Annotated in this window: 26 protein-coding genes; 8 read left to right on the top strand and 18 right to left on the bottom strand. The window is 61.4% G+C overall.

Annotation, left to right across the window (positions count from 1 at the left end; translation table 11 throughout):
• Nucleotides 1-17: 17 nt before the first annotated feature.
• Together groL and ROS217_RS08650 are read right to left on the bottom strand one after the other, a co-directional pair.
• Entirely contained in the window at nt 18-1,655 is a 1,638-nt protein-coding gene (gene groL, locus ROS217_RS08655) for a chaperonin GroEL (RefSeq protein WP_040650461.1), read from the bottom strand.
• 55 nt (nt 1,656-1,710) lie between these two features.
• Nucleotides 1,711-1,998, bottom strand: coding sequence for a co-chaperone GroES (locus ROS217_RS08650; RefSeq protein ID WP_009817336.1), 288 nt, complete (start codon nt 1,996-1,998; stop codon nt 1,711-1,713).
• 257 nt (nt 1,999-2,255) lie between these two features.
• Between ROS217_RS08650 and ROS217_RS08645 the strand changes: the two genes are divergently transcribed.
• Nucleotides 2,256-3,176, top strand: coding sequence for a manganese-dependent inorganic pyrophosphatase (locus ROS217_RS08645; RefSeq protein ID WP_009817335.1), 921 nt, complete (start codon nt 2,256-2,258; stop codon nt 3,174-3,176).
• 68 nt (nt 3,177-3,244) lie between these two features.
• On the opposite strand, the gene ROS217_RS08640 is transcribed toward ROS217_RS08645, so the two are convergent.
• From ROS217_RS08640 to dctP, 13 genes are all read right to left on the bottom strand, one after another.
• A complete protein-coding gene (locus tag ROS217_RS08640) occupies nt 3,245-5,452 on the bottom strand; it encodes a hybrid sensor histidine kinase/response regulator (RefSeq protein ID WP_009817334.1) in 2,208 nt (735 codons plus the stop codon).
• A 3-nt stretch (nt 5,453-5,455) separates the two neighbouring features.
• Nucleotides 5,456-6,628: an FIST N-terminal domain-containing protein gene (locus ROS217_RS08635; RefSeq protein WP_009817333.1), complete on the bottom strand. Its 1,173-nt coding sequence runs from the start codon at nt 6,626-6,628 to the stop codon at nt 5,456-5,458.
• 44 nt (nt 6,629-6,672) lie between these two features.
• On the bottom strand, nt 6,673-7,395 hold the full coding sequence (locus tag ROS217_RS08630) for a response regulator (protein WP_009817332.1): 723 nt from the start codon (nt 7,393-7,395) through the stop codon (nt 6,673-6,675).
• 57 nt (nt 7,396-7,452) lie between these two features.
• Complete coding sequence (locus ROS217_RS08625) at nt 7,453-8,244, bottom strand: ABC transporter permease (RefSeq protein WP_009817331.1); 792 nt, start codon at nt 8,242-8,244, stop codon at nt 7,453-7,455.
• On the bottom strand, nt 8,241-8,960 hold the full coding sequence (locus ROS217_RS08620; protein WP_040651253.1) for an ABC transporter ATP-binding protein: 720 nt from the start codon (nt 8,958-8,960) through the stop codon (nt 8,241-8,243). Before ROS217_RS08620 ends, ROS217_RS08625 begins: the two co-directional genes overlap by 4 nt.
• 48 nt (nt 8,961-9,008) lie before the next feature.
• A complete protein-coding gene (locus tag ROS217_RS08615; protein WP_040651251.1) occupies nt 9,009-9,449 on the bottom strand; it encodes a hypothetical protein in 441 nt (146 codons plus the stop codon).
• A 23-nt stretch (nt 9,450-9,472) separates the two neighbouring features.
• Nucleotides 9,473-10,438 carry a YVTN family beta-propeller repeat protein gene (locus ROS217_RS08610; protein ID WP_009817328.1) on the bottom strand — a complete coding sequence of 322 codons (966 nt, stop codon included), beginning with the start codon at nt 10,436-10,438 and terminating at the stop codon, nt 9,473-9,475.
• A gap of 11 nt (nt 10,439-10,449) precedes the next feature.
• Complete coding sequence (locus ROS217_RS08605; protein ID WP_009817327.1) at nt 10,450-11,631, bottom strand: ABC transporter substrate-binding protein; 1,182 nt, start codon at nt 11,629-11,631, stop codon at nt 10,450-10,452.
• Between the two features lie 254 nt (nt 11,632-11,885).
• Entirely contained in the window at nt 11,886-13,403 is a 1,518-nt protein-coding gene (locus ROS217_RS08600; RefSeq protein WP_009817326.1) for a malonate--CoA ligase, read from the bottom strand.
• 12 nt (nt 13,404-13,415) lie between these two features.
• Nucleotides 13,416-14,660 (bottom strand): malonyl-CoA decarboxylase, encoded by a 1,245-nt coding sequence (locus tag ROS217_RS08595; RefSeq protein WP_009817325.1) that lies wholly within the window; start codon nt 14,658-14,660, stop codon nt 13,416-13,418.
• On the bottom strand, nt 14,657-15,973 hold the full coding sequence (locus ROS217_RS08590) for a TRAP transporter large permease (protein ID WP_009817324.1): 1,317 nt from the start codon (nt 15,971-15,973) through the stop codon (nt 14,657-14,659). The genes ROS217_RS08595 and ROS217_RS08590 overlap by 4 nt, the downstream gene beginning before the upstream one ends.
• Nucleotides 15,973-16,521, bottom strand: a complete 549-nt coding sequence (locus ROS217_RS08585) for a TRAP transporter small permease (protein WP_009817323.1) — start codon at nt 16,519-16,521, stop codon at nt 15,973-15,975. The genes ROS217_RS08590 and ROS217_RS08585 overlap by 1 nt, the downstream gene beginning before the upstream one ends.
• A gap of 73 nt (nt 16,522-16,594) precedes the next feature.
• The gene (gene dctP / locus ROS217_RS08580; RefSeq protein WP_009817322.1) at nt 16,595-17,581 is read right to left on the bottom strand and encodes a TRAP transporter substrate-binding protein DctP; all 987 of its coding nucleotides are present in this window, start codon (nt 17,579-17,581) and stop codon (nt 16,595-16,597) included.
• Nucleotides 17,582-17,719: 138 nt separating this feature from the next.
• Between dctP and ROS217_RS08575 the strand changes: the two genes are divergently transcribed.
• From ROS217_RS08575 to ROS217_RS08545, 7 genes are all read left to right on the top strand, one after another.
• Complete coding sequence (locus ROS217_RS08575) at nt 17,720-18,376, top strand: GntR family transcriptional regulator (RefSeq protein WP_009817321.1); 657 nt, start codon at nt 17,720-17,722, stop codon at nt 18,374-18,376.
• 47 nt (nt 18,377-18,423) lie between these two features.
• Nucleotides 18,424-18,900: an SsrA-binding protein SmpB gene (gene smpB / locus ROS217_RS08570; RefSeq protein ID WP_009817320.1), complete on the top strand. Its 477-nt coding sequence runs from the start codon at nt 18,424-18,426 to the stop codon at nt 18,898-18,900.
• A gap of 15 nt (nt 18,901-18,915) precedes the next feature.
• Complete coding sequence (locus ROS217_RS08565; RefSeq protein ID WP_009817319.1) at nt 18,916-19,176, top strand: hypothetical protein; 261 nt, start codon at nt 18,916-18,918, stop codon at nt 19,174-19,176.
• A gap of 80 nt (nt 19,177-19,256) precedes the next feature.
• Nucleotides 19,257-20,108 (top strand): 3-mercaptopyruvate sulfurtransferase, encoded by an 852-nt coding sequence (gene sseA, locus ROS217_RS08560; RefSeq protein WP_040651249.1) that lies wholly within the window; start codon nt 19,257-19,259, stop codon nt 20,106-20,108.
• The gene (locus ROS217_RS08555; RefSeq protein ID WP_009817317.1) at nt 20,108-21,292 is read left to right on the top strand and encodes an amino acid aminotransferase; all 1,185 of its coding nucleotides are present in this window, start codon (nt 20,108-20,110) and stop codon (nt 21,290-21,292) included. The genes sseA and ROS217_RS08555 overlap by 1 nt, the downstream gene beginning before the upstream one ends.
• A gap of 63 nt (nt 21,293-21,355) precedes the next feature.
• A complete protein-coding gene (locus ROS217_RS08550; RefSeq protein WP_009817316.1) occupies nt 21,356-21,874 on the top strand; it encodes a DUF3280 domain-containing protein in 519 nt (172 codons plus the stop codon).
• Between the two features lies 1 nt (nt 21,875).
• Nucleotides 21,876-22,691, top strand: a complete 816-nt coding sequence (locus tag ROS217_RS08545) for a quinoprotein dehydrogenase-associated SoxYZ-like carrier (protein ID WP_009817315.1) — start codon at nt 21,876-21,878, stop codon at nt 22,689-22,691.
• 263 nt (nt 22,692-22,954) lie between these two features.
• On the opposite strand, the gene ROS217_RS08540 is transcribed toward ROS217_RS08545, so the two are convergent.
• The 3 genes from ROS217_RS08540 to ROS217_RS08530 are packed head-to-tail and all read right to left on the bottom strand — an operon-like array spanning nt 22,955 to nt 24,847.
• Nucleotides 22,955-23,503: a PQQ-dependent catabolism-associated CXXCW motif protein gene (locus ROS217_RS08540; protein WP_009817314.1), complete on the bottom strand. Its 549-nt coding sequence runs from the start codon at nt 23,501-23,503 to the stop codon at nt 22,955-22,957.
• Nucleotides 23,500-24,327 carry a substrate-binding domain-containing protein gene (locus tag ROS217_RS08535; protein WP_040651247.1) on the bottom strand — a complete coding sequence of 276 codons (828 nt, stop codon included), beginning with the start codon at nt 24,325-24,327 and terminating at the stop codon, nt 23,500-23,502. The genes ROS217_RS08540 and ROS217_RS08535 overlap by 4 nt, the downstream gene beginning before the upstream one ends.
• The gene (locus ROS217_RS08530; RefSeq protein ID WP_009817312.1) at nt 24,311-24,847 is read right to left on the bottom strand and encodes a c-type cytochrome, methanol metabolism-related; all 537 of its coding nucleotides are present in this window, start codon (nt 24,845-24,847) and stop codon (nt 24,311-24,313) included. The genes ROS217_RS08535 and ROS217_RS08530 overlap by 17 nt, the downstream gene beginning before the upstream one ends.
• Between the last annotated feature and the right edge of the window lie 25 nt (nt 24,848-24,872).

Genomic DNA, 24,872 nt, shown 5'->3' with positions numbered 1-24,872 from the left:
ATATTACCAAGGGTGGCTTACATCATGCCGCCCATGCCGCCCATGTCGGGCATACCGCCGCCAGAGCTTTCCTTCTGCGGCTTGTCGGCCACCATCGCTTCGGTGGTGATCAGCAGGCCAGCGATCGAGGAGGCATCCTCAAGCGCGGTGCGGACAACCTTGGCCGGGTCGATGACGCCAAACTTGAACATGTCGCCATATTCGTCGGTCTGGGCGTTGTAGCCGAACTTGGGATCTTCGCTCTCACGGATTTTGCCCGCGACGACAGATCCGTCAACACCAGCATTCTCGGCGATCTGACGCAGCGGCGCTTCCAGCGCGCGACGCACGATGGCGATCCCGGCGTTCTGGTCGCTGTTTTCACCCTCAAGACCAGCCAGTTTCTTGGCAGCCTGAACCAGAGCCACGCCACCGCCGACAACGATGCCTTCTTGCACGGCTGCGCGGGTTGCATTGAGCGCGTCATCGACGCGGTCCTTGCGCTCTTTCACTTCCGTTTCGGTCATGCCGCCAACGCGGATCACGGCAACACCACCGGCCAGTTTGGCCACGCGCTCTTGCAGCTTTTCGCGATCGTAATCAGACGTGGTGTCCTCGATCTGCTGACGGATCTGGCTGACCCGTGCTTCGATCTCGGCCTTCTCGCCTGCACCATCAACGATGGTGGTCGCATCCTTGGTGATCGAGATTTTCTTGGCAGAGCCAAGCATGTCCATGCCGACATTCTCGAGCTTCATGCCCAGATCTTCAGAGATCACCTGACCGCCGGTCAGAATGGCGATATCCTGCAGCATCGCCTTGCGACGATCGCCAAAGCCGGGGGCCTTGACAGCCGCAATCTTGAGACCGCCACGCAGCTTGTTGACCACGAGAGTCGCCAGCGCTTCGCCTTCGACGTCCTCGGCAATGATCAAGAGCGGCTTCTGGCTCTGGATCACCTGCTCGAGCAGCGGCACCATCGGCTGAAGGCTCGACAGTTTCTTCTCGTGCAGCAGGATGAGACAATCATCCAGATCGGCAATCATCTTGTCGCTGTTGGTCACGAAGTAGGGGCTGAGATAGCCACGGTCGAACTGCATGCCTTCGACCACATCGGTCTCGGTCTCGAGGCCCTTGTTCTCTTCGACGGTGATGACACCTTCGTTGCCGACCTTCTGCATCGCTTCTGCGATCTGACGACCGATTTCGGACTCGCCATTGGCAGAGATTGTGCCGACCTGCGCAACTTCGGCGCTGTCGTTCACGGGGCGCGATGCGGCCTTGATGGCCTCTACAACCTTGCTCGTTGCCTGGTCGATGCCGCGCTTGAGATCCATCGGGTTCATGCCGGCGGCAACCGCCTTCATACCTTCCTTGACGATGGCTTGCGCCAGAACCGTCGCGGTGGTGGTGCCGTCGCCGGCCTCATCATTGGTGCGGCTGGCGACTTCTTTCACCATCTGCGCGCCCATGTTCTCGAACTTGTCTTCCAGCTCGATTTCCTTGGCAACCGATACACCGTCCTTGGTGATGCGCGGAGAGCCAAAGGATTTGTCCAGAACCACATTGCGGCCCTTGGGACCCAGTGTCACCTTGACCGCGTCGGCCAGGATGTTCACGCCCTTGAGCATGCGATTGCGGGCGTCTGTATTAAAGCGTACGTCTTTTGCAGCCATTATAAGGTGCTCCCGTGTTTAAGTTCCGGTCAGATCAGCGTGAGGGGGAATACCCTTACGCGATCACGCCCAGAATGTCGCTTTCCTTCATGATCAACAGCTCTTCGCCATCAACCGTGACTTCTGTGCCCGACCATTTGCCGAACAAAATGGTGTCGCCGGCCTTGACGGCCATTGCGATAAGCTCGCCATTGTCCTTGCGGGCGCCATCGCCGCAGGAAACAACTTCGCCTTGGCTCGGTTTTTCTTTGGCGCTGTCGGGAATGATCAACCCGCCCGCGGTTTTAGCTTCGCTTTCAACGCGGCGGACAAGCACGCGGTCATGCAGCGGTTTAAATGCCATCTCTGAGGCTCCTTGGCTCAAAGTTACTCCCTAGTGATCCCTCTACGGGGATCATTAGCACTCATGGGGTTCGAGTGCTAACGCCGCATAGCTAGGGAGTGCGCCCGAGGGAGTCAACAGCTTTGATGGATAAAATCATGCCTTTGGCCACCAGCATCCTTGGGATTTTATGCCGCAGCGCAGCATCGACCGGGTGACAAAGTCTGCGCGGCCCCCTATAAGGCGCGCAAACCCGTCTTAACCACAGGAATCCCCGCATGACCACCCTCGTTTTTGGCCACAAATCCCCCGACACCGACTCCACCGGATCGCCCATCCTCTGGGCGTGGTATCTCAACGAGGTACAGGGCACCGCGGCCGAAGCCGTGCTCTTGGGAGAACCCAATACCGAGGCTGCCTTTCTCTTGCGCAAATGGGACTTGCCCAAGCCGCGCATCATTTCCGACATCGACGCCGGTCAGGCCTGCGTGATTGTCGATACCAACAACCCGGCGGAACTGCCCGCCAATGTGAACAATGCCGATATTCAGGCGATCATCGACCATCACAAACTGGTCGGCGGTCTGGAAACCAAAGGCCCGATCGACATCACCGTAAGGCCGCTGGCCTGCACCGCAACGATCATGCTCGACCTGATGGGCGATGACGCAGCCAAAATGCCCGACTGGGCCAAGGCCACCGCGCTGACCTGCATCCTCAGCGATACGCTTGAATTCCGCTCGCCGACGACCACCCCGCATGACCGCGCCGTAGCCGAAAAGCTCGCAGCCGATCTCGGGATCTCCATTCCCGACTACGCGGCCGAAATGTTCGCAGCCAAATCAGATGTCTCGGCCTTTTCCGACGCAGAGTTGCTGCGCATGGATTCCAAGGAATACGAGGTCGCAGGCACGAAATTCCGTGTCTCGGTTCTGGAAACCACGTCGCCCGCCATCGTGCTCGACCGCAAGGCAAGCCTGATGAACAGCATGAAAACCGTCGCCACCGAGGACGGCGTTGATCAGGTGCTCTTGTTTGTGGTCGACATCCTCAAAGAAGAAGCCACCTTGCTCGTCCCCAACGATCTGGTGAAAACCTTGGCGGAAAAGAGCTTTGGTGCGACCGTCACAGGTGACGCGGTGGTCCTGCCAGGCATCATGAGCCGCAAAAAACAGATCATCCCCAGCCTCACGCTCTGATCGCCTGTCCGACGCTTATCAAAGGGCCGCCTCCGGGCGGTCCTTTCAATTGTCGGACTGCACTGCCCCTACCGCTCGAACGCCATCAGAAACGCCTCGAGCTGCGTCGGATCAATCGGCTTGGACAGCACGGTAAGGTCGCTCGCTTGGCAATGCACGCGCACATCGGCGCTCAGATGCCCGGTGATGATCCGCGCCGGAATCGAGCCGTGCCGCGCAATGATCTGCGCCACGACATCGGGCCCCCGCACGCCGCCATCCAACTCGTAATCCACCAGCATCGCATCCGGGCTCAGCCCAAGATCGGCCAGTTGCGTCAAGGCTTCGGGCAGATTGGCCGCGTCCACCACATCCGCCCCCCAACTGCGCAAGAGCAAGGTCATCGCCTGCCGCAAATCAGGGTCATTCTCGATCAACAGAACAATGCGCCCTTCCAGCGATGCCCGCGCTCCGCCATGCGGATTGAGACTGCGCGCGTCCTGACCTGACCAAAAGGAATAAACCAAAGGCACGGTCACACTGAAACAAGCGCCACAACCCAGATCAGACCGCAACTCCAGCGGATGCCCCAACAGCGCACAGGCCCGGTCCACGATAGCCAGACCAAGACCCATCCCCTCGGCAGCGCTCACATGCGCATCCAGCCTGTGAAACTCCTGGAAAATCCGGTCCTGATCCGCAAGCGCAATCCCCGGCCCTGTATCGCGCACCTCAAGCCGCAGATTGCGCCCCTGACGCCGCGCGCCGACCAGAACCTTTCCCGACGGGGTATAGCGGATCGCATTGGCGATCAGGTTCTGCAGAATACGGCGCAGATAGCTTGCGTCGCTCTCGACCAGAGCGTCACACGGCACATAGCGCAGGTCCAACCCCTTGAGCGCAGCAATCGGAGCGAACTCGTCGTTGAGTTGGTCCATGATCCTGCGCAGCGGAACATGGGTCACATCCACCTCGACATGCCCGGATTCGAGCCGGGAAATATCAAGCAGCGCGTCGATGATATCCTCGACACTGGTCAGCGCCCGCTGCGCCTTGTCCATCAACACGCGGTGATCGTCGCTGGCCAATTCCTCATGCAGCGACGCAAGGTAGAGCCGCGCCGCTGACAGCGGCTGGCGCAAATCATGGCTCGCCGCCGCGACGAACCGCGATTTCGAGGCATTGGCCCGCTCGGCCTTGGCCAACGCGTCCTCCAGCTCCAGCGTGCGGTCGCGTACCCGCTGTTCCAGCCGCTCATTGGCATGCGCAAGCGCCCGCGCCGCTGCGCGCTCCGCCGTCACATCCGAAAAGCTGATCACAAAGCCCCGGTCGGGCATCTGCCGGGCAAAGACATCCAGCGTCTTGTGCTCGCCACTGCGCATGTAGAACCGCAGCGGCGCGCGCCGATCCTGCGCCGCCACCCAAGCCGCAATGTCACGCGCCGTCAAACCGCCTTCGATCTCGAAATCGCTGCCGATCCGCCGCAGAATCACATCGAATTCGATCCCCACCCGAAACCGGGACAGCGGGATCGACAACATGCTGCCCGCGTTCTGATTCCAGCCAAGCAACTGCCCGCCGCGGTCAAAGATGCAAACGCCCTGATCAATGTGTTCCAACGTCGCCCGGATCAACTGCGCCTGATCGTCCAGGAGCTTGCCACGCTCGCGCCGCTCCAGCCGGATGATATCGGTAATATCGGTTTGCAGGATCACCGTCTGCCCGTCGCGGGTGCGATGTTCGCTGACCTGAACCCAGCAATCGCCGGTCAGGTTGAGGTTGAACATCACATGCTTTTCCTGATGCAACTGCATCCGCCGCGCCGTCCAATCGCCGCGACTCTGCATGTCCGGCAGTTCCAGAAACCGGCTCTGGCTCGCGTGGCGCACGTAATCGGCAAACTCCAGACCGGGGCGCAACTCGACCACCAGATCGGGCATATACATGCCAAAGCGGCTGTTATGCAGCACCAGCCGCCCGTCACTGTCAAACAGTGCGAATCCCTCCTGAATCGTCTCGATGGCATTGGCGAGATCCGAGCGCGCCCGCTCCGCCTGTCGGATCGCCTGCGCCAGTTGGGCATTCGAGTCGTTGAGCAGGTCCAGCGCATGTTCCAGATCGCGGGTGCGTTCGCTGATCTGATCTTCCAGAATCACCGCCCGCTCGAAATGCGCATAGGCGACGCCCCCGTCATCCGTCACCTGCTCGACCCGGCGCATGAGCACTTCAATGATCTTGAGCAGCTTGCCGTTTTGCCGCTCCAGAGGATCAGACCTGTCGATCAGTGCTTCGGACATGGGCTAGCGCCCGATAGGGGGATAAATCGCCACCCCGGTCATGGTCTGATTGACATGCAACCCGTTGATCTGCTCGCCATAGGTGGAAAAGCCCACCACGCGATGCGCCGCCAGAATGCGCGAAATCTCGGGGCCGATCTGGCGCTGCTGCACCTCGGTCCGACGCAGGATGCAATCGCAGGCCAGCACCGTCAGCGGCTGTGTCTCCTGCCCGAGCGCAGCCAACTCCCGGTCCAGATGCGCCACCATATCCTGCGACTGTGCAAGCGTCAGAACCAGCCCCTCGTCAATCGCGGAAAAGAACTGCAAATCGCCATTGGCCTCAGCCCGCTGAATGGCGCGCACGTGATGCTGGCCGCCGATCCGCACCACCACCGGATTCTCGGCAAAGGTCGAGGGCGTCAGCTCATCGATTCGGCAGCCGAGGATGCGGGCATATTCCTCGGCAGCCACTTCTGCGTTGATCTGGTGAACGATTCGGCGCGCCGGGTCTGCATCCGTCACCACCATGCGGCGATCCGTAGGCTGGAAATGGTCGAGCCGAAAAACCCGCACCGGACAGTCGGTGCGCATCAGGCAAACCACAGCGGCATTCTGCAGCGTCACCCCATCGCAGGAAATCAGCGTCTGCGCGAACCGCTCGCCATCTGCTGCCGATCCACCAAAGAGCGGCATCGGACCCAACCCAGCCGCCAAGGCGGCAACCAGTTCGTCCTCCTTGAGCGACAATCCGTCAACGGCAAGAAACGCAAATTCGTTCGGGAGCGCGTCACCCGCCTGCGTGCTCAACCACGCTCGCGCCCGCACCGTCTGTGACACACAGGCGGTGCTATCCAGGTTCGACAGCGGGGTGACGATCTGCAACACTGCGTGAAAATGATCCGCGGCAAACCCCACAGCGACGATGCTGCCCTCGGCATAGCCCGCCATCCCGATCTCGCCTGCTGTCGTACAGCCCACACAGCGGCTATCGCCAAAGACACGCGCGGCCTCCGCCATCAGGCCCTCGAAATCCGCCTGCGGGCTGACAAAGAAGAGCACCAGCGCCAGACGCACATCTCCCATGGCGCGGCGCAGGGTGCCTATGGCATCCTCTGCGTCATGCGGAACCTCGGCGCGTGCGACAATAGACCCGTCGCACAGCGTGCCCGGCTCAATCAGGCTGCTGTCCATCATTCCTCCCATAGGGCTCCTCCGAACCCATGGAAAGGTTAGTCCGCTTACTCCGTCTCGCGCAAGACGTTAGAGAAGCTGGCCACCTGTGCGATCAACACCGCCTGCGTGCGGGTCTGAACCCCCAGCTTGCGCATGATGGCGGTGACATGCGTCTTGACCGTGGTCTCGGCTATCGACAATTCATAGGCGATCTGCTTGTTCAACCGACCCTCGCAGATCAGTTGCAGGATACGCGCCTGCTGCCGGGTCAGATGCGCCAACCGCTCCACCGCCTCGTCACGGTCATTGACCGGATGTTCGGGCGTCTTGGTCAAGACCACACCTTCAGGCAGGAATATCTCTCCCGCCGCTATCGCCTCGAACGCGGCACGAAACACCGGACGCTGGCTGTGCTTTGGGACAAACCCCGCCGCCCCGGCATGGATCACGGAACAGACCATCCGGCTCTCGGACATCGAGGACACGACCACGATCGGCGTCTCACCCACCACCGACTTGAGCCGCGCCAAACCGTCAAGCCCGGTCACATCCGGCAGGTTGAGATCGAGCACGATGATATCTGGCGGGCCATTCTCGGCCACCATCGCCAGCGCCTGATCGAGGCTCTCGGCGGTGTCGATCCGCGCGATTCCCGCGACGGACTTGAGGGTCATCGACAGCGCATCGCAAAACAGCGGATGATCATCCACAATCAGCGCCGTGCTGAAACGTCCCGGCCCCGCGGGTGCGGGACGGGTGCCGGGAATATGCGCCGTTTTGGGTGTCATGCCGCCATCCTACCAAAGGCCTACGCGCGGGCCTACTCACACCAAGGTCTGAGATCCTCAGCCCCGCCGCCGCATCAACCCGCGCCCCGGATCATAGCCCCAGAGCGCCAGACCAAGAAAGACCAGACTTGCCAGCGCCGTCCACAAGAGCGCCATGCCGTTGAATTGCCCATAGAGCGCAAAGCGGATCAACTCGACCGCATGGCTGAACGGGTTGACCGCGCAAATGTCGCGCAAAAGCATCGAACTTTCCGCCATCCGCCACAGCGGATAGAGCGCGGTAGACATGAAAAACGTGGGAAAGATCACGAAGTTCATCACGCCGGCGAAATTCTCCATCTGGCTGATAAAGGACGACAGCGCCACGCCCAAAGCCCCCAGCATCACACCCCCAAGAATCAGCGCGGGCAGAACATAGAGATAGCCCATCACCGGCATCTTGATCCCCATCGCCGCCGCAATGCCCAGAAACGCATAGCATTGCAGCACCGACACGGCAGTCCCGGCAAGGATCTTGGCAAACAAGAGCCACCAACGCGGCAAAGGGCTGGTCAGCAAGAGCCGCATCGACCCCATTTCCCGGTCATAGACCAGACTGAGCGACGATTGCATGCCGTTGAACAACAGGATCATCCCACACAGCCCCGGCACGATATAGGTCTCATAGGTGATATATGTCTGATAGGGCGGGATGATCGACAGGCCCAGCGCCGCCCGAAACCCGGCGGCAAAGACCACCAGCCACACGAGGGGCCGCACCAAGGCCGAAACAAACCGCGAGCGCTGCCGCGCAAAGCGCAGCGCCTCGCGTGTCACAATCGCCACCAAGGCTATCAGAAGCGGCCTCATACGGGCGCGCCCGTCAGGCTCAGAAACCGCTCGGTCAGCCCCTCCTGCCCGGCAATCTCGCGGGTAGTGCCATCGGCCAGCACGCGACCCCGGTGCAGGATCACCAACCGATCCTCGGGCCAGACCTCATCCGTCAGATGCGTGGCCCAGAGCGCGGTTAGCCCGTCACTGGCACATAGATCATGCACATGGGCGGTAATCGCCCGCCGCGCCTCGGCATCCAGCCCCACCGTCGGCTCATCCAAGAGCAGAACCGCCGGTTGATGCACCAGCGCGCGGGCAATCTCGGTGCGCCTGCGGTGCCCGCCATTCAGATCACGCGCCAATTCATCCGCGCGCTCACCCATTGCCATCCGCTCCAGCGCCGCCTCGATTCGCATCTCAGCCGCGCGCCCCGCCAGCCCATGCAGCGCCGCGAAATAGCGCAGGTTGCGCCGCACGCTCAGGTCCAGATCCAGCGTCTGTTGTTGAAACACCACCCCGATCCGCGCCAGCGCTTGCCGGGGATTGGTGGCAATATCTTGGCCCGCAACCCTGATCCGCCCGTCGCGCGTGGTGAAAAGCCGCGTCAACAGCGCGAAAAGCGTCGATTTTCCCGCCCCATTGGGGCCAAGCAGGGCACAGAACGCGCCCTGCTCCACCTCAAAGCTCACATCGTCCAAGGCGCGCTTTGCCCCGTAGGAAAATCCCAGCCCCTCGATCCTTAGCCCCGTCATGCCGCGTTCCTGCGTTGTCATCCCGAAAGCATAGACCGGGGCGCGACCTTATTGAATGATGAACTCAAGCCGCTGACTGTCGCCGCTCGTGCCGGGGATCAAGAGGTTATACCGCCCCGGTTTGATCGCGATAAAGGAAAATTCCGCCGTGCCCGCATCGTCAAACTCCAGACTGTCGATCGCCATCGGGCGGATTTCGATATCGTTGATCACGATCTCATCCATCCAGATCGCCCGAAAGAATTCCGGCCCCGTCAGCGCCAATTCCGCACTGCCATCCGCGGTGATCTCCATCTCGTAATATGCACCCGATTGCAGCGTGATCGGCCCCTCGCCCAATGGCTTGCCAGAGGCCAGCGTAACCTCAATCTCATCCCCCCGGTTGCATTTCGCCAAGAGCCCGGCAAAGCCCAGATCATCGCAGAGTGGTGCGGCATGAGCGGGGGCTGCCAGCATCGCAACGGCAACGGCGGTCAGTATATGTTTCATCATTTTCCCTCTTCCCTGTTGGATCAATCAGATACGACCACGACGCCCCAGGGCTGTTGCCCCACCTGCACCGATTTCACGACCTCTTCGGCCCCGACATCAATGATCGAAATATCGTTGGAATTGCCGTTGGTGGTGTAGAGGTATTTCTCCTCTGCATCAAAGGCCAGTTGCCAGACGCGCTGTCCCACCAACAGGTATTTCTCGACCTCAAAACTCTCGCCATTCACCAGAGCCACCCGGTTCGACGGCCCCAGCGCCACGAAGACTTTCTTGCCATCCGAGGTGACGCGCACCCCCACCGGCTGCAACAGTTCCGGCGCGATGCCCGGCACCTCGAACGTCACCTTGTGGACGATCTCGCCGCCATCCGGGTTGATCACGCTGACGGTGCCGCCGATCTCGGCGCTCACAAACAGATACTTGCCATCCGCCGTATATTGCGCAAACCGCGGGCGCTGATCGACCAGCGTATTCTGCACGATTTCATAACTCGTGGTGTCGATGAAATGCGCCATATTGGTGGTCTCCGAGGTGTTGACCACATATTTGCCATCCGGCGAGATCCCCATGCCCTCCGGCTCCACGCCCACCGGTACTTCGGCCAGAATTGTATGCGTGTTCACATCCGTCACCGTGACCAGATTGTCATCCTCATTGGCGATAAAGAGCGGATTACCCGACGGGTGCAGCACGAACAATTCCGGGTCAGGCCCCGAGGGCAGCGTGTGCAATTCCTGATAGGTCGCCGTGTCGAACACCCGCACCACATTATCATCCGAAGCGCAGACATAGAGATGCTTGCCATCCGGGCTTGCGGTGATGCCACGCGGCCGGTTGCCGGCGGCGAACTCTGTGATCACCTCCCATGTCTCGCTATCGACAACGGTGATCGTATTGCCACGTTCATTGCTGACAAACACCTTGCCTGCCAGCGCCGGGCTGGTCATCAAGGCCACAAAGGCGGTCGCAAGGGCTAAGCGGGTCATCGGGTAATCTCCTATTGGTCAAAGGCAGTGCAGGCGCTCTCGGGCTGATCCAGTCCCAGCGTATCCAAAAGCGAGCGTTGATGCAGGAACCCGTCCTGTGGCGACACGCTCAGCGTGATCCGCCCATCAGCCAGCAGGATCGGCTGACGCATCTGGCCATTCCACGTCCGAAACGTCAGCTTTTGCCCCTTGAACGCCGCCAGCTCAAAATTCTCGCTCAGCGCATAGGCACGGATCGCGGCAGGATCGGCGCTCTTGGTGCGCGTCACCGCCTCGCCCAGCACCCGCAGCGCGAGCCAGACGGTGTAATCCTCGGGGCGCATATAGCGGCGGGTCAATTCCTCGAAGCGATGCTGAAATTGCGTTGCGCCCCACGCCTCCAATGCCGGATGCCAGGCCAAGGGCCGCAACCCCGCCGATCCAACGATAGGCGAGGGTCGCCATGTGTGAAACGGCAGATAGGTGGCGAAAACATCGGTTTCATCGGCGGCAATGACGACATCATGCTCTTTCATATCTTGGGTAAAAACCGGCAATTGCCGCTGCACCTGCACATGCCCGGTATCGGTGCGCCGCGCGCCGCCAGTGTCGGTGAATTCCCTCTCATCGACAATCCTTGCCCCGAATTTCGCGGCAGAGGCGCGGTAGGCGTCAGCCAGCGCTATATCCTCGGGGTGCGAGCCATGAATGAGCGCCCAGCGCGGCCATTTCTTCCAGATTAAAAACTGCGCCAAAGCATCGCTCAGCATTTGCCGCGACGGTGCGATATGCAGGATATTGGCCCGACATTCGGCACTGCGCAGCACCGTATCGGATGCCAAGGTGTTCAGGATAAGCGTATCGGGGGCCGCCGCCTGCGACATCGCCAACAATTCCTCGGCCCGCGCCTGCACCGCAAAGAACCGCAGCCCCTCGCCCTGCAACCGCTCAAACTCGGCCAAGGCAGTCTCGGGCGTGGCGGCGACCTCTTGCGTCACATAGGTCTGTCCCATGAACCGGCCCGTGGTCTGATTGTCCTCGGTCGCCAATTGCCCACCGGCAAAGCCCAGATCCTCGGGCCGCAGATCGAGCCGCGACACCGGCAAAAGCGCGGGGTAATCCACCCGCAGCACAACCGCCTTGACCTCTTGTGCAAGCGAAGGCTGTGCGAGGGCCACAAGGCCCGCAAGAACGAGCAAGGCTAAACGAAACATGCGCGGTCTCCGTCAAGGTCTCGGCGGTGGCGGGATCGCCCCATGCGGGTATCCTAACAAAACCGATAGGTTTGTAAGACATTTTTACCCGACCACGCGCCGCCTCGCGGAAACTCGCACATGCAATGAATAATTATGTAACTATTTCAAATATTTGATATGCATCATACTTTGGTCGCACAGGCCGACAAGCGGTCATGAAAAGGCCCGGCGCCATCGGCAGCCGGGCCTTTTTCCCCCCTGATCCGCGACAGTCACGCCGAGGCGAACAATCCCGAATACTCAGCGCGCAGGATGTTCTTTTGCACCTTGCCCATGGTATTGCGCGGCAACTCTTCCAGCACGATCAACTTGCGCGGATGCTTGAACCGCGCAAGGCTTTTGACCGCTGCCCCGGCAATCCCATCAAGGTCCAGCACAGCCCCCTTTTGCGGCACGAGGAACCCTACCACCGTCTCGCCAAAATCGGGATGCGGCACGCCCACCACAGCACTTTCCAAAACGCCGGGCTGTTCATCCAGCAACAACTCGATCTCCTTGGGGTAGATGTTATACCCCCCCGAAATGATCAGATCCTTGTTGCGCCCGACGATCTGCACATAGCCCTGATCGTCGATCATCCCCAGATCGCCGGTGATGAAAAACCCGTTGGCGCGCAGTTCCTCGGCGGTTTTCTCGGGCATGTTCCAATAGCCTGCAAACACATTCGGCCCCCGCACCTCAATGATGCCAATGTCGCCCTGTGGCACCTCTGCACCCGTCTGCGGATCGGTGATCTTCAACTCCACGCCGGGCAGAGGAAAACCAACCGTGCCCGCCCGCCGCGCGCCCTCATAAGGGTTTGAGGTGTTCATATTGGTTTCGGTCATGCCATAGCGTTCCAGAATCCGGTGCCCCGTGCGCTCTTCAAACGCCACATGGGTTTCCGCCAACAGAGGCGCCGACCCAGAGGTAAAGAGCCGCATATGCGCCACCAGATCGCGGGTAAACCGCGGATCGTCCAAAAGACGGGTGTAGAACGTCGGCACCCCCATCATAGACGTCGCACGGGGCAGCAATTCAATGACGCGATCCTGTTCGAACTTCGGCAGGAATATCATCGACCCGCCCGCCAAGAGAATGATGTTGGTCGCCACAAAGAGGCCATGCGTGTGAAAGATCGGCAGCGCGTGCAACAGCACATCGTCCCGCGTGAACCGCCAAGACTCCACCAACACCTCGGCATTGGACAGCAGATTGCGCTGCGTCAACATCGCCCCCTTGGAGCGCCCCGTCGTGCCAGACGTATAGAGAAACGCCGCCAGATCATCCTCACCGCGCGCAGCGGTCTCGAACCTCTCGGGCAGGTCTTTGGCCGCATCAACCAGCGTGCCCGTGCCATCGGCATTGAGGGTCATCAGAATGGCCCCGGACTGATCTGCCACGGTCTGCAACGCGCCCATCTTGGCCCCGTCACACAACAGAACCTTAGCCCCGCTATCGCCCACGAAATAGCCCAACTCATCGCCGGTATAGCCGGTGTTCAGCGGCAAAAACACAATGCCCGCCTGCACACAGGCCGCATAAACCGCGAGCGCTTCCGGCGATTTCTCGACCTGCGCCGCCAGACGGTCGCCGGGTGCCAGTCCGGCACCGCGCAACGCATGCGCAATGCGCGCCGTCAGACGCAAAAACGCATCATAGCTGACCACCGCACCCTCCGCCAAATGCAGGAACGGCGCGGTTTGCCCGGCATGACGACCGAACAGATTATCGTAGAGGGGATTGGCCATGGCTCTTGTCCTTCACTCTGTCTTTTTCGCAGCGGCGGCGGCCAGTGCTGTCACCTCGGCAGAGGCGGCAATCACGCCCGCCCCGGCAAATCGCTCGTGGTTCTGCGAAATCTGTGCCCGGTCGTAAAGGTAATTCACCATCACCCCGCCCGATTGCGTTTTCCCATTGGGCGACAGGTCCGCACCGGCGTGAATGGCATGCACCGAGGCCCCGTTGCCGAGATGGAACCGCGCCACCGGATCATAGGGACCACCATCGCCCCGCTTGGCCTTGAGCAAATAGTGCGCCGTGACCGCCCGAAGCGCTTCTGCCTTCTTGGGCAGCGCCCCGCCACTCTCCTTGAGCCAGCGCGTCAGCCCCGGAATGGGCGACAGCGTGACAAAGGTCTTGAGCCCTGGCAATTCCTGCGACAGATCCGCCACGACCTGCTTGATCAGCGAATTGCCAAAGGAAATCCCCGCCAGCCCCGCCTGACAATTGGAAATCGAATAGAAAACCGCCGTATCCGCCTCATGGGCGCCAATCACCTCACGCTCTTCGGACAGAACGTCATGGATCGCCCCCGGAATCCCCCGACTCAGCGCCACTTCGACGAAAATCAGCGGCTCGTCGGGCATCGCCGGGTGAAAGAACCCGAAACAGCGCCGATCCTTCGGGGCCAGCCGCAGTCGCAGGTCGTCCCAGCTGTCAATCGCATGCACCGCCTCATAAGCGATGATCTTTTCCAGCACATCGGCGGGCGAGGACCAGTTGATCGGACGCAACACCAGAAACCCGCGATTGAACCAAGACGCGAACAGATGCTTGAGATCAAGGTCAAGCACAGCCAGCGCCGGGTTGTCCCGCGCCAGACGCAAGAGGTCTGCGCGCATCGCCACCAGTTGCGCCGTCGCCCCCGGCACCTGATTCAGCCGCCGCGCCAGCTCCTGCCGTGGCGGCTCTGCCGTGCCCATGAAGACACGATAGCTGTCCCGATCCGGCCCAGCCTCGAACGCGTCCAGCGCCGTGCGCACACTCTCGGGATCGACGCCCATCCCCTCGGTCAGAAACCGAAAGAACCCCAGTTTTTCGGCCTCCGCCATCCCGGCATAGCGATCCAGGATCAGCCGCGCCAGCACCATCCCCGACACTTCACTGGAACTGCCCATCAGATCCCGACACAGATCCTCGATGCTCCGGTTCTTCTGGTCCGGCTCCGATGCCCCGCGATAGCGCCGCTCAAAGACTGTCGCCAGCAAATCCGCCAGAACGCTCATCGTGCCACCCCCATCACCGCATCAGGCAACCAAGTCGCCAGCCCCGGAAAGAGACACAAAAGCACGATCGCCAGCACCATGCAGCCCACATAGGGCAAAGAGCCGTAGAGGATGGTCTTGAGCTTGATATCCGGCGCGATGGAATTGATCACATAGAGGTTCAGACCCACAGGCGGCGAAATCAGACCGATTTCCATGTTGATTGTCAGAACAACGGCAAACCAGATCGGATCGAATCCTGCCGTGGTGATGATCGGCAACAGAATGGGTGCCGCCATCAGGATCACAGCCACCGGCGGCAAAAAGAACCCCGCAATCAGCAGGAACACATTGACCGCGCCCATCAACACCCAGCGGTTCACCTCCAAGGTGCCGATCCATTCGGCAATGGACTGGGTAATAAAGAGCGATGAGAGCATATAGGAGAACACCCCGGCCGCCGCGATGATGAAGAGGATCATCACACTCTCCCGCGTGCTGTCGCGCAGCACCACCCAAAGCGCGCGCGGCGACCAGAGACTATAGATGATCATCGCGATCAAGAGACACAAAAGCGCCCCCACCGCCGCCGTCTCGGACGGCGTGGCAATGCCGCCATACATGGCATAGAGCACGCCAAGGATGATAAAAAGAAAGGGCAACACCCGCGGCAGAATCTCGAACCGCTCGCGCCAGGTATAGCTGCGCCCGGTCAGGAGGTTCATATCCCCCGACCGCCATGTCGAATAGAGCGACCAAATCATAAAGAGCATGACCAGCATAAGGCCCGGAATGACCCCGGCCAGAAACAGCCGCCCAATCGAGGTTTCCGTGGCGATGCCGTAAACGATCATCGTGACCGAGGGCGGGATGAGAATGCCCAAGGTGCCGCCCGCCGCAATCGACCCGGCGGCCACCGCATCGGGATAGCCCCGCTTGCGCATCTCCGGGATACCCATCTTGCCGATGGCGGCACAGGTGGCGGGGCTTGATCCCGACATCGCCGAAAAGAGCGCACAAGCCCCAAGGTTCGAGATCACCAGACCGCCGGGAACCCGCGTCAGCCAGCGCTCCAGCGCCTCGTATAAATCCGCGCCCGCCCGCGTCGACGCGATAGAGGCACCCATGATGATGAACATCGGGATCGACAAGAGCGCGAAGTTGTTGAGCTTGCCAAAGAAGATTTCCGGCAGCAACTCCAGCGACCGCATGCCGTCGAACACGATCAGGAACCCGCCTGAAACAATCAACAGACCCAGCGCCACCGATACACCGGAAAACAGCACCACGATGGTCGCTATCGCGACAATCAGACCAAGTACGAGCGGATCCATCAGACGTCCTCCAGCCCAAAGGGCGCGTCGATATTGAGCAACAGCGCGACCAGATCGGCGATCAACTGCAGCAGAAACAGGCCAAGCCCGACGGGCAACGCGAGATAGGGAATCCACAGATCAATCGCCCAGACCGTGTCCGAGGTCCATCCGCGCGCCCAGGCGACGTGCCAGAATTCATAGCCATACCAGAGCATGACCGCGACAATCACGATCGAGAGCGTGAGCGTCACCACCGCCAACCCCTTGCGTGCGCGCCGTGGCACCGCAAGCGGGATCAGGTCCACATTCACATGCCCGCGCAACCGCTGCACATAGGACAGTCCCAGCAGTGTGGCCGCGATCATCAGATAGATCACCGCTTCGGTCTGCCAGATGGTCGTTCCGTTCATCACGAACCGGACCCATATCATCTGACAGGTGATGAACACGGAGGCGACGATCATCGTGGCCGAGAGCCACCCCGCCAGTGTAGAGAGCGCCGCAACCGCGCGCAGAAAAGGATTTTGTCCGGTGCGCGCAATGGCACCCGATGCATGGCCAGCCATGGTCTACCTCATGTCAGAGTGGGGGCGAGAAATCGGCTGCCGCGCCACAAACCGGCGCGACAGCCAAAGCGGATCACTCGACGGCGAACGCCATATCAAGCAGCGCCTGCCCGTCCGGCACGCTTGCAACGAACTCTTTATAGGAGGTCTCCGTCGCCAACGTACGCCAGGCCTGGAAATCCTCTTCGGTCATCGCAGCAATCTCGACGCCCGCATCCCGGAACACCTCGACCGACGCGGCATCCTCTTTCTTGGCTTCTTCGAGATAGAAGGCTTCGGCCTTTTCCGCCGCCGCCGTCAAGGCCGCCTGCTGCTCTGCGCTCAGACCCTCAAAGATGGATTTGTTCATCAAGAGCGGCTGATACATGAACCACAGCGCCACGTCGCCCGCGGGCGTGTAGCATTTCACCTGCTCATAGATGCGGTAAGACACGAAAGACGAGGACGAAGTGTTGACCGCATCCAGAACGCCGGTCTGCATCGCATTGTAGATTTCGGAAGACGCCATCGACGCAATCGACGCGCCCGCACCCGCCAGCATCTGCTCGAATGCCTTGCCTGCGGCACGGGTCTGCATGCCCGCGACATCCTCAGGCTTGGTGATGCACTTGTCGGTGCTGGCAAAACCGCCAGCCAGATAGCCATGCACCAGAACCATCACGTCATCTTCGGCCATCTTTGCCTCGATTGCCTCCATAAAGGGGCTGTCGGACATGCGCGCGGCGTGGTCATGGTTCTTGACCAGACCCGGCATCAGCGTGAGGTTATAAGACGGCTGCTGGCCACCTGCATAGCTGAGCGGCAGCACGGTCATGTCAAGCTGGCCACGGCTCAGCGGCGTATATTGCTCGCGCGCCTTGAACAGCGACTCGGACCCAAAGATCTTGATGTCGAGATCGACACCGGCGGCCGCCACCTCATCAGCCACAATCTGCGCCACCTTGTGACGCACGTCGTTGTTGGACCACTGATGCGACAGGCGCAGTTCGGCAGCATTGGCAACGCCGCTCAGCAGCATGATCCCGGCCGCCGCAGCCGCCGTGAAAGTCATTTTCTTCATATCTTCCTCCCATTGTGCCCGCGCAGGGTAGCCCGGACCGTATCGGTCAGTGTTTGGTGTTTTGAATTCAGAGTCAAGATTTTTGTATACAAGAGTTTCCCACTTGCGCACAAACCTCGCTCTCGCTAGGATTTTTTTATGGAGATACGCCGCGCCGATATCATTGCAGATGCACTGGAAGAACTGGTCTTCACCGGCGATTTCAGCGATGGCGACCGGCTGGATGAAATCCGCCTCGCGCGGCAATTCAACGTGTCGCGCACGCCCATCCGCGAGGCGCTCGGTCGGCTTGTCGCCTCTGGACTTGCCGAACAGATCCCCCGGCGTGGCGTCTTCATCCGCCAACCCGGACTGGTCGAACTGATGGAAATGTTCGAAACCATGGCCGAGATCGAGGGCGTCTGCGGTCGCCTCGCAGCCCATCGGATTTCAGAGACGGCGCTGGCCGATCTCGACGCCGCCAATGCCCGCTGCACACAGGCCATCGCGGCGGATGATGCCGACGGCTATTACCGCGAGAATGAACAGTTCCACCACATGATCTATCGCCACGCGGGCAATTCCTTTCTTGAACAAGAGGCGCTGCGCTTGCATCGCCGCCTGAAACCGTTTCGCCGCATGCAGTTGCGCCTGCGTGGGCGCATGGCGCAATCCATGGCCGAACACGAGTCGGTCGTCGCCGCCCTGCGCGCCGGCGACGCCGCGCGTGCCGCAGAGGTTCTGCGCGGCCATGTCGCCATTCAGGGCGAGAAATTCCACCTCCTGATGGCCAGCATCCGCCGCGCAGCGGAATAACATCGCCCCCGCTGGACAGCGCCCGCGCGCGCCATTAGGTAGGCGGGATGGCCAAGGACAAGGAAAACCCGAACTACAAGGTGATCGCCGAGAACCGGCGTGCGCGCTATGATTTTGCCATCGAGGACGACCTCGAATGCGGCATCATCCTTGAAGGCTCCGAGGTGAAATCCCTGCGCGTGAACAGCGCCAATATCGCCGAGAGCTACGCCATGGTCGAGAATGGCGAACTCTGGCTGGTCAACTCCTACATCGCCCCTTACGAGCAGGCCAAGACCTTTGGCCACGATGAAAAGCGGCGTCGCAAGCTGCTCGTCTCGAAAAAGGAAATGTCCCGCCTCTGGAGCGATACCCAACGCAAGGGCATGACGCTGGTCCCCTTGGTGCTCTATTTCAACCATCGCGGCATCGCCAAGCTCAAGATCGGCATCGCCAAGGGCAAAAAGAACCATGACAAGCGTGAAACCGAGGCCAAGCGCGACTGGGCCCGGCAAAAACAGCGCCTGCTCAAGGATCACGGCTAGGGCAAGGGGCGGCGGATGGAATTGCTGATCGCCCCTCTGTCCGGTGCCATGGCGGCCATGCTCGCCGCTGGTATTTGGCTTTCGCCCCGTCTGGGCTGGCTCCTGCATGCGGGCCTGGGCGCATGTGGGGGGGCCGTTGGCGGATACGTCCTTGCCATGACATCCTCAGCGGTTGGCGACACCGCCTATCTGATCCGGCTTGTCGCCACGACGGGCCTCTGCGGTGCGGCAGCCCTCTGGACCCTTGGCGCCGCCGCGCGCCTCCTACGCCGTTAGCCTCACAGGCGCGACACGGTCTTGCCCTTTTGCCCCTCAGACTGTAGGCAGAAAGCGTTTGAACCGGGGGGCAAATGGCCATGGACGATCCGAAAACGCTTGTTTCCACCGACTGGCTCGCGGCCCATTTCAAGGACCCCGACCTGCGCATTCTCGATGGCACCATGTTCATGGCCTCTGAGGGGCGCAGCGGCCGCGCCGAATACGAGGCCGCGCATATCCCCGGCGCGCGATTCTTCGACATCGACGACATCAGCGATGCCCGCTCCGAACTGCCGCACATGGCCCCGCCGGTCGAGAAATTCATGTCCAAACTCCGCGCCATGGGCGTCGGCGACGGCCATCAGGTGGTGGTCTATGACGCCAAGGGGCTGTTTTCGGCGGCCCGCGTCTGGTGGCTGTTTCGCCTGATGGGTCAGGACAATATCGCCGTGCTGGATGGCGGTTTCCAAAAATGGCAGGCCGAGGGCCGCGCCGTCGAGGATATGCCGCCCATCATCCGCGACCGTCACATGACCGTTCGCCGCCAGAACCAGATGGTCAAGGACGTGACCCAAGTCGCCGCCGCCGCCAAATTGGGCGATTACGAAATCCTTGATGCCCGCGCCGCCGCCCGTTTTCGCGGAGAGGCGGCAGAGCCCCGCGCCGGTCTGCGCGCAGGCCACATCCCCGGCTCCAAAAATGTCCCCTACACCGATCTCGTGAACGCCGACATGACAATGAAAGACCCCGACGCCCTGCGCGCCGTCTTTGCCGCCGCCGGGGTGGATATGACCAAGCCGGTTATCACCTCCTGCGGCTCTGGCGTGACCGCCGCCATCATCAATCTGGCGCTGGAGCGGATCGGCAAGACCGACCATGCGCTTTATGACGGGTCATGGACCGAATGGGGCGCGTTCCCCACCCTGCCCGTCGCCACTGGAGAAGCCTGATGTTTGACGCCTTGAAAGAAAAACCCGCCGACAAGATCCTGGCCCTTGGTCAGGCATTCCGCGAGGATCCGCGCGAGACCAAGATTGATCTCGGCGTCGGCGTCTACAAAACCCCCGAAGGCGTCACGCCCATCATGCGCGCGGTTAAAACCGCCGAGAAACAGTTGTGGGAGGTGGAAACCACCAAGGCCTATACCGGTCTTGCGGGCGATCCAGCCTTTGCCGATGTGATGATTTCGCTCATCCTGGGCGATGCCGTGATCCGCGATCAGGTCTCGGCCATTGCCACGCCGGGCGGCACTGGCGCGGTGCGTCAGGCGTTTGATCTCATCAAGATGGCCACCCCCGGCGCACGCGTCTTTGTCTCTGATCCGACATGGCCCAACCACCTGAGCATCCTCGCGCATATGGGCATCGAGGTGGTGATGTATCGCTATTTCGACCCCGAAACCGTGGGCGTCGATTTCACCGGCATGATGGCCGATCTCGATGGATTGCGCGCGGGCGATGTGGTGCTTTTGCACGGCTGCTGCCACAATCCCACCGGTGCCAATCTCAACATGACCGAATGGCGCGCGGTGGTGGACCTGCTCAATGCGCGTGGCGCGCTGCCGATGATCGACATCGCCTATCAGGGCTTTGGCGACGGGCTCGAGGCGGACGCCGCCGCCGTGCGGTTCGTAGCGGAAAACTGCCCCGAGACGCTGATCGCGGCCAGCTGCTCCAAGAATTTCGGTATCTACCGCGAACGCACCGGCATCCTGATGGCCGTGGCGCAGGACAAAAGCCTGCAAAAGGTCACCCAGGGCAATCTCGCCTATCTCAACCGCCAGAACTATTCCTTCCCGCCTGATCACGGCGCACGACTGGTGACCATGGTGCTCACCGATCCCGACCTGCGCGCCGACTGGCAGTCAGAGCTTGAGGAGGTGCGCCTTGGCATGCTCAAGCTGCGCGAGTCTCTGGCAACAGAATTGCAGCGCATTTCCGGCTCCGACCGCTTCGGCTTTATCGCCCAGCATCGCGGCATGTTCTCGCGCTTGGGTGCCACCCCCGAACAGGTCGAACGCCTGCGCGCCGAGCATGCGATCTACATGATCGGCGACAGCCGCATCAACATCGCGGGGCTCAACGCAAAAACCGTGCCCCTGCTGGCAAAGGCGATGATCGACGTGGGTGTCTGAGACCCCACGCTCTCCATCCAAAGTCGCATATCGCGCGCGCCTGCGCGCGCGTAACATCCCCGCATGATACGGGCGCTTTTCCTCTGGCTTCTGGCCGGGTTCCTGTCGGCCTCCGCCGCCACGGCGCAGGGGCTTGTTCCGTTGCGGGGTGGCGCGGACATCGCCTTTCTCGGGATCACCTTCATCGACACCTCGACCGAAGGGGCCTACAATCCGGTGCGCGCCGATGAAACCGCCCGGCTTGCGCTGGTGCAGGACTATGTCCAGTCCCGCTTTGCCGAGAGCGGCTTTGCCCTGCTCGACCTCAGCCCCATCGCCAAGGATCTCGACCGCATTTCCAACCCCGCCGATTGCTACGGCTGCGAAACCCGTCTCGCGGCGCGACTCGATGCCGATTACGTGCTTGTGGGCGAGGTGCAAAAGGTCTCGAACCTGATCCTGTCGATGAACCTCGTGCTGCGCGCTGTGCCCAGCGGCGAGGTGGTGCGCGCCCGTGCGGTCGATATCCGCTCCAACACCGACGACTCATGGCTGCGCGGCATGCGCTATATCTTCAAGACCCATATTTTTGCGGAGGGATGACATGAAACATCTGGCCCCGGCCCTTGCGGCTCTGCTGCTCTCTGGCCCCGCACTGGCGCAGTCCGCTTGGCCCGACATTCAAGCCGCCCTCTACGGCGACGCGCCCATGGTCGCGCAAAGCGCGCAGGTCAGGCTCGATGCACCGTTCCGCGCCACCGACGACGCGCGCACCGTGTTGGGCGGGCATGTCATCGCCCCGGCGGGTCAAAAGATCACCACCGTGACGCTGGTGATCGACGAAAACCCCGCCCCCGTGGCTGCCGAATTCCATCTTGCCGCGCCACAGGCCGAATTCGCCTTCAGCCTCACCGCCCGCCTCAACGGTCAAACCCCGCTGCATCTCGTGGCCCTCACCGACACCGGCGAGCGGCACATGGCCGAGGCGTTCCTCAAAACCTCCGGCCAGGGGGCCTGCGCCGCCCCTCCGGGCACTGACCCGGTCGCCGCTTTGGCAACCTTGGGCGAGATGGAATTGGCCTTCTTGCCTGACATCGCAGCCCCCAGCAAAAGCGTGAACACCCGCCTTGCGACACTCGCAGGCAAGGTCCGCGCGCTTGACGTCGATATCAGCCATCCCAGCCATTCGGGTCTGGCGATGGATCAGATCACCCTGCTCTACACACCGCTGCGCGTGGTGGATGAACTCGCCATCAGTATCGACAACAGGCCCTATCTCACCATGACCGGCAGCATCTCCCTCTCGGAAAACCCCCGCCTGCGGGTCTCGATCCCGACGGGCACCACAACAGCAGAGGTCAGCCTAAACGACACCGACGGCACAAGGACCAGCGCCCGCACCAGCCTTGCGGCGTATTGAGGGGGAACGTCAGAGTTAGGGTATGGCCTTGAACGGTCATTGGCCGGCGGGCACTGTGCCGCGCGATTGCCAGACCGCGGTTTGGCGATGCAACGGCGGTAACTGCCACTTTATGCCAGCAAAAACCGTAAAATGCCCAAGCGATGCGCAGCGCTTCAAAATCGCCAGACCGGGGGGGCGGTCTGGCGATCGCGCGGCACCTGCGGTGCTATTCGCGCGGGTGACAAACGAAGGCACGCTCAATCCCATCCGCAATCTACCCCCTACGTCCCCGGCTCCCCCGCCCTCGCCTCGACCTTTTCCAACGGATAGTCCTCAAAGTCCCAGCCATCGGTGCCATCGGGGAACCAGTAAACCTCCGTATATCCCATCTCCAGCGCCCGCTTGGCCGCGTTCCACGACATCCAGCAGTCCTCCAGACAGAAGAACAGCACCGGATGGCCGGGATCGCCGCCCGTCACCTCCGCCAACCCGTCCCTCAAATAGGCCTCGGTTTCCGGCGCAATCCGCTCATAGCCGGTGTTGGGCAACCAGACAGCGCCGGGAATCGACAGCCGCGGCTTCTCGCGCCAGATGGTGCCCGCAGGCAGGTTCGCAGGTTTGGGTGCGCGCGGCAGCACATCGACAAAAGCCACCTCGCCCCCCTGCCAAAGCACATGCGCCGCCATGGCATCAACCACAACCGCACCCGCCAATGTCTCGGGCACGGGCGCGCGGTAAGGCTCTCCACGATAGCCCTCCGGCTCTGCCACCCCCTGCGCCGCCACCGGTCCGGCCATAAGCATCAGCGCGGCCAGACCGGCCCGGATCATTGCGAGAGCACCTTGGCCTCTGTACCCATGTCATTGAGCAGCGGCACACCCGCCTCGACCAAAATCGCGTCAATCCCCGCCTGATTGCGCCGGATCAGCGAATTCAATTGCCGCTTCCACTGATCCTCGCCCAGACGCACGCCCATGGTGATCCGGTAGAACATCTTGGGCGCGCCCGCCTCCTGCATCAGCGGCACGACTTTCAATCCGGGATGCTCGCGCTTGACCAGCGGCCCACCGATCGGCCCCCAGAGCACGGCGGCGTCAATCTCTCCGGCCTCCAGATCGCGCAACATGTCACTCGCAGGCGACTGCACCCGCCGATCCACAAAGAGCGGATAGGCCCGCGCCTTGGCCATCAGCCCGTTGCGCGCCATATGCGTGCCCGGTGGGCTGCCCGCGATGATCCCCACCACCTTGCCCTTCAGGCGTGGATCGGCCAGCGTCACGACATCAGCCAACTCACTCTCGCGCGGCAGGATGATCGTATAGGCCGAGACCATGTAATGATTGGTATTCTGCACCAATTCATGGCCCTGCGCGAACCCGATGATCACGTCACAGCGCTTTTCGCCAAGGGTCCGCCGCACAAACCCGGTCGCCATCGGAAACCAGCTATAGTCCACCGGCTTGTCCAACTCTGCGGCCAGCAACTCGGCGATCTTGTTCTCAAACCCGGTCCCGGCCTCGGTCGACATCGGATCATTGGCCGGATCGGCACAGACCCGAAACGCCGTCTGCGAGACTAGCTCCGCCATCTGCGCCCCAGCCACTCCGGGCAAGAGCGCGACAGCCAGGCCAAGCGCCTTAGCCCATGCAGGCATCTTCATCGGCTTGAATGGCATCGGATTTCGCCTCCTTCTTGGCCGGACGTCCCCGCTCGATCACGCCCAATCCGCGCGCCTTGAGATAGACATAGATGTCATCCAGATAGCACATCACATTCGGGTTGGTGCCAAAGGACGGCATCACCGAATTTTCAGAGGCATTCACCTTTTGCCGCCCTTCGGCAACGACACCATAGAAATCATAGTAATCCATCGTCACAGCCGACTTTTTGAGCGCCGGCGCATAGGTCGATCCCTCACCATCCGGCCCATGACAGACATGACATTCCGCATGATAGCGCCGGAACCCAGAGAATGTCCGCCAATCCACCGTGCCATCTTCGGCCACGTTGAATGTGGGAATATCATCGGCGGTGAAATAGCGGCCACCGTCCTCAGAGGCGGCAGCAAACTTGGGATCATCGGGCGACGGGGCCTCTTCGCCAAGCACCGGTAGCGCGATGAGCGCCAGACATGCGGTCAGACCAGCGGGCAAGAGGCGTCGGATCGTCAACATTCGGAACTCCTTTTAGGTATTCAGG

The sequence above is a fragment of the Roseovarius sp. 217 genome, assembly GCF_000152845.1.
GTDB lineage: Bacteria > Pseudomonadota > Alphaproteobacteria > Rhodobacterales > Rhodobacteraceae > Roseovarius.
The sequence above is the reverse complement of the archived record's forward strand: the minus strand, read 5'-3'. Positions and strand labels throughout refer to the sequence as shown.

Excerpts from the sequence above, each read along its gene's own strand:
- groL (WP_040650461.1), bottom strand. The coding sequence starts at position 1,655 with ATGGCTGCAAAAGACGTACGCTTTAATACAGACGCCCGCAATCGCATG.
- ROS217_RS08650 (WP_009817336.1), bottom strand. The coding sequence starts at position 1,998 with ATGGCATTTAAACCGCTGCATGACCGCGTGCTTGTCCGCCGCGTTGAA.
- ROS217_RS08645 (WP_009817335.1), top strand. The coding sequence starts at position 2,256 with ATGACCACCCTCGTTTTTGGCCACAAATCCCCCGACACCGACTCCACC.
- ROS217_RS08640 (WP_009817334.1), bottom strand. The coding sequence starts at position 5,452 with ATGTCCGAAGCACTGATCGACAGGTCTGATCCTCTGGAGCGGCAAAAC.
- ROS217_RS08635 (WP_009817333.1), bottom strand. The coding sequence starts at position 6,628 with ATGATGGACAGCAGCCTGATTGAGCCGGGCACGCTGTGCGACGGGTCT.
- ROS217_RS08630 (WP_009817332.1), bottom strand. The coding sequence starts at position 7,395 with ATGACACCCAAAACGGCGCATATTCCCGGCACCCGTCCCGCACCCGCG.
- ROS217_RS08625 (WP_009817331.1), bottom strand. The coding sequence starts at position 8,244 with ATGAGGCCGCTTCTGATAGCCTTGGTGGCGATTGTGACACGCGAGGCG.
- ROS217_RS08620 (WP_040651253.1), bottom strand. The coding sequence starts at position 8,960 with ATGACGGGGCTAAGGATCGAGGGGCTGGGATTTTCCTACGGGGCAAAG.
- ROS217_RS08615 (WP_040651251.1), bottom strand. The coding sequence starts at position 9,449 with ATGAAACATATACTGACCGCCGTTGCCGTTGCGATGCTGGCAGCCCCC.
- ROS217_RS08610 (WP_009817328.1), bottom strand. The coding sequence starts at position 10,438 with ATGACCCGCTTAGCCCTTGCGACCGCCTTTGTGGCCTTGATGACCAGC.
- ROS217_RS08605 (WP_009817327.1), bottom strand. The coding sequence starts at position 11,631 with ATGTTTCGTTTAGCCTTGCTCGTTCTTGCGGGCCTTGTGGCCCTCGCA.
- ROS217_RS08600 (WP_009817326.1), bottom strand. The coding sequence starts at position 13,403 with ATGGCCAATCCCCTCTACGATAATCTGTTCGGTCGTCATGCCGGGCAA.
- ROS217_RS08595 (WP_009817325.1), bottom strand. The coding sequence starts at position 14,660 with ATGAGCGTTCTGGCGGATTTGCTGGCGACAGTCTTTGAGCGGCGCTAT.
- ROS217_RS08590 (WP_009817324.1), bottom strand. The coding sequence starts at position 15,973 with ATGGATCCGCTCGTACTTGGTCTGATTGTCGCGATAGCGACCATCGTG.
- ROS217_RS08585 (WP_009817323.1), bottom strand. The coding sequence starts at position 16,521 with ATGGCTGGCCATGCATCGGGTGCCATTGCGCGCACCGGACAAAATCCT.
- dctP (WP_009817322.1), bottom strand. The coding sequence starts at position 17,581 with ATGAAGAAAATGACTTTCACGGCGGCTGCGGCGGCCGGGATCATGCTG.
- ROS217_RS08575 (WP_009817321.1), top strand. The coding sequence starts at position 17,720 with ATGGAGATACGCCGCGCCGATATCATTGCAGATGCACTGGAAGAACTG.
- smpB (WP_009817320.1), top strand. The coding sequence starts at position 18,424 with ATGGCCAAGGACAAGGAAAACCCGAACTACAAGGTGATCGCCGAGAAC.
- ROS217_RS08565 (WP_009817319.1), top strand. The coding sequence starts at position 18,916 with ATGGAATTGCTGATCGCCCCTCTGTCCGGTGCCATGGCGGCCATGCTC.
- sseA (WP_040651249.1), top strand. The coding sequence starts at position 19,257 with ATGGACGATCCGAAAACGCTTGTTTCCACCGACTGGCTCGCGGCCCAT.
- ROS217_RS08555 (WP_009817317.1), top strand. The coding sequence starts at position 20,108 with ATGTTTGACGCCTTGAAAGAAAAACCCGCCGACAAGATCCTGGCCCTT.
- ROS217_RS08550 (WP_009817316.1), top strand. The coding sequence starts at position 21,356 with ATGATACGGGCGCTTTTCCTCTGGCTTCTGGCCGGGTTCCTGTCGGCC.
- ROS217_RS08545 (WP_009817315.1), top strand. The coding sequence starts at position 21,876 with ATGAAACATCTGGCCCCGGCCCTTGCGGCTCTGCTGCTCTCTGGCCCC.
- ROS217_RS08540 (WP_009817314.1), bottom strand. The coding sequence starts at position 23,503 with ATGATCCGGGCCGGTCTGGCCGCGCTGATGCTTATGGCCGGACCGGTG.
- ROS217_RS08535 (WP_040651247.1), bottom strand. The coding sequence starts at position 24,327 with ATGCCTGCATGGGCTAAGGCGCTTGGCCTGGCTGTCGCGCTCTTGCCC.
- ROS217_RS08530 (WP_009817312.1), bottom strand. The coding sequence starts at position 24,847 with ATGTTGACGATCCGACGCCTCTTGCCCGCTGGTCTGACCGCATGTCTG.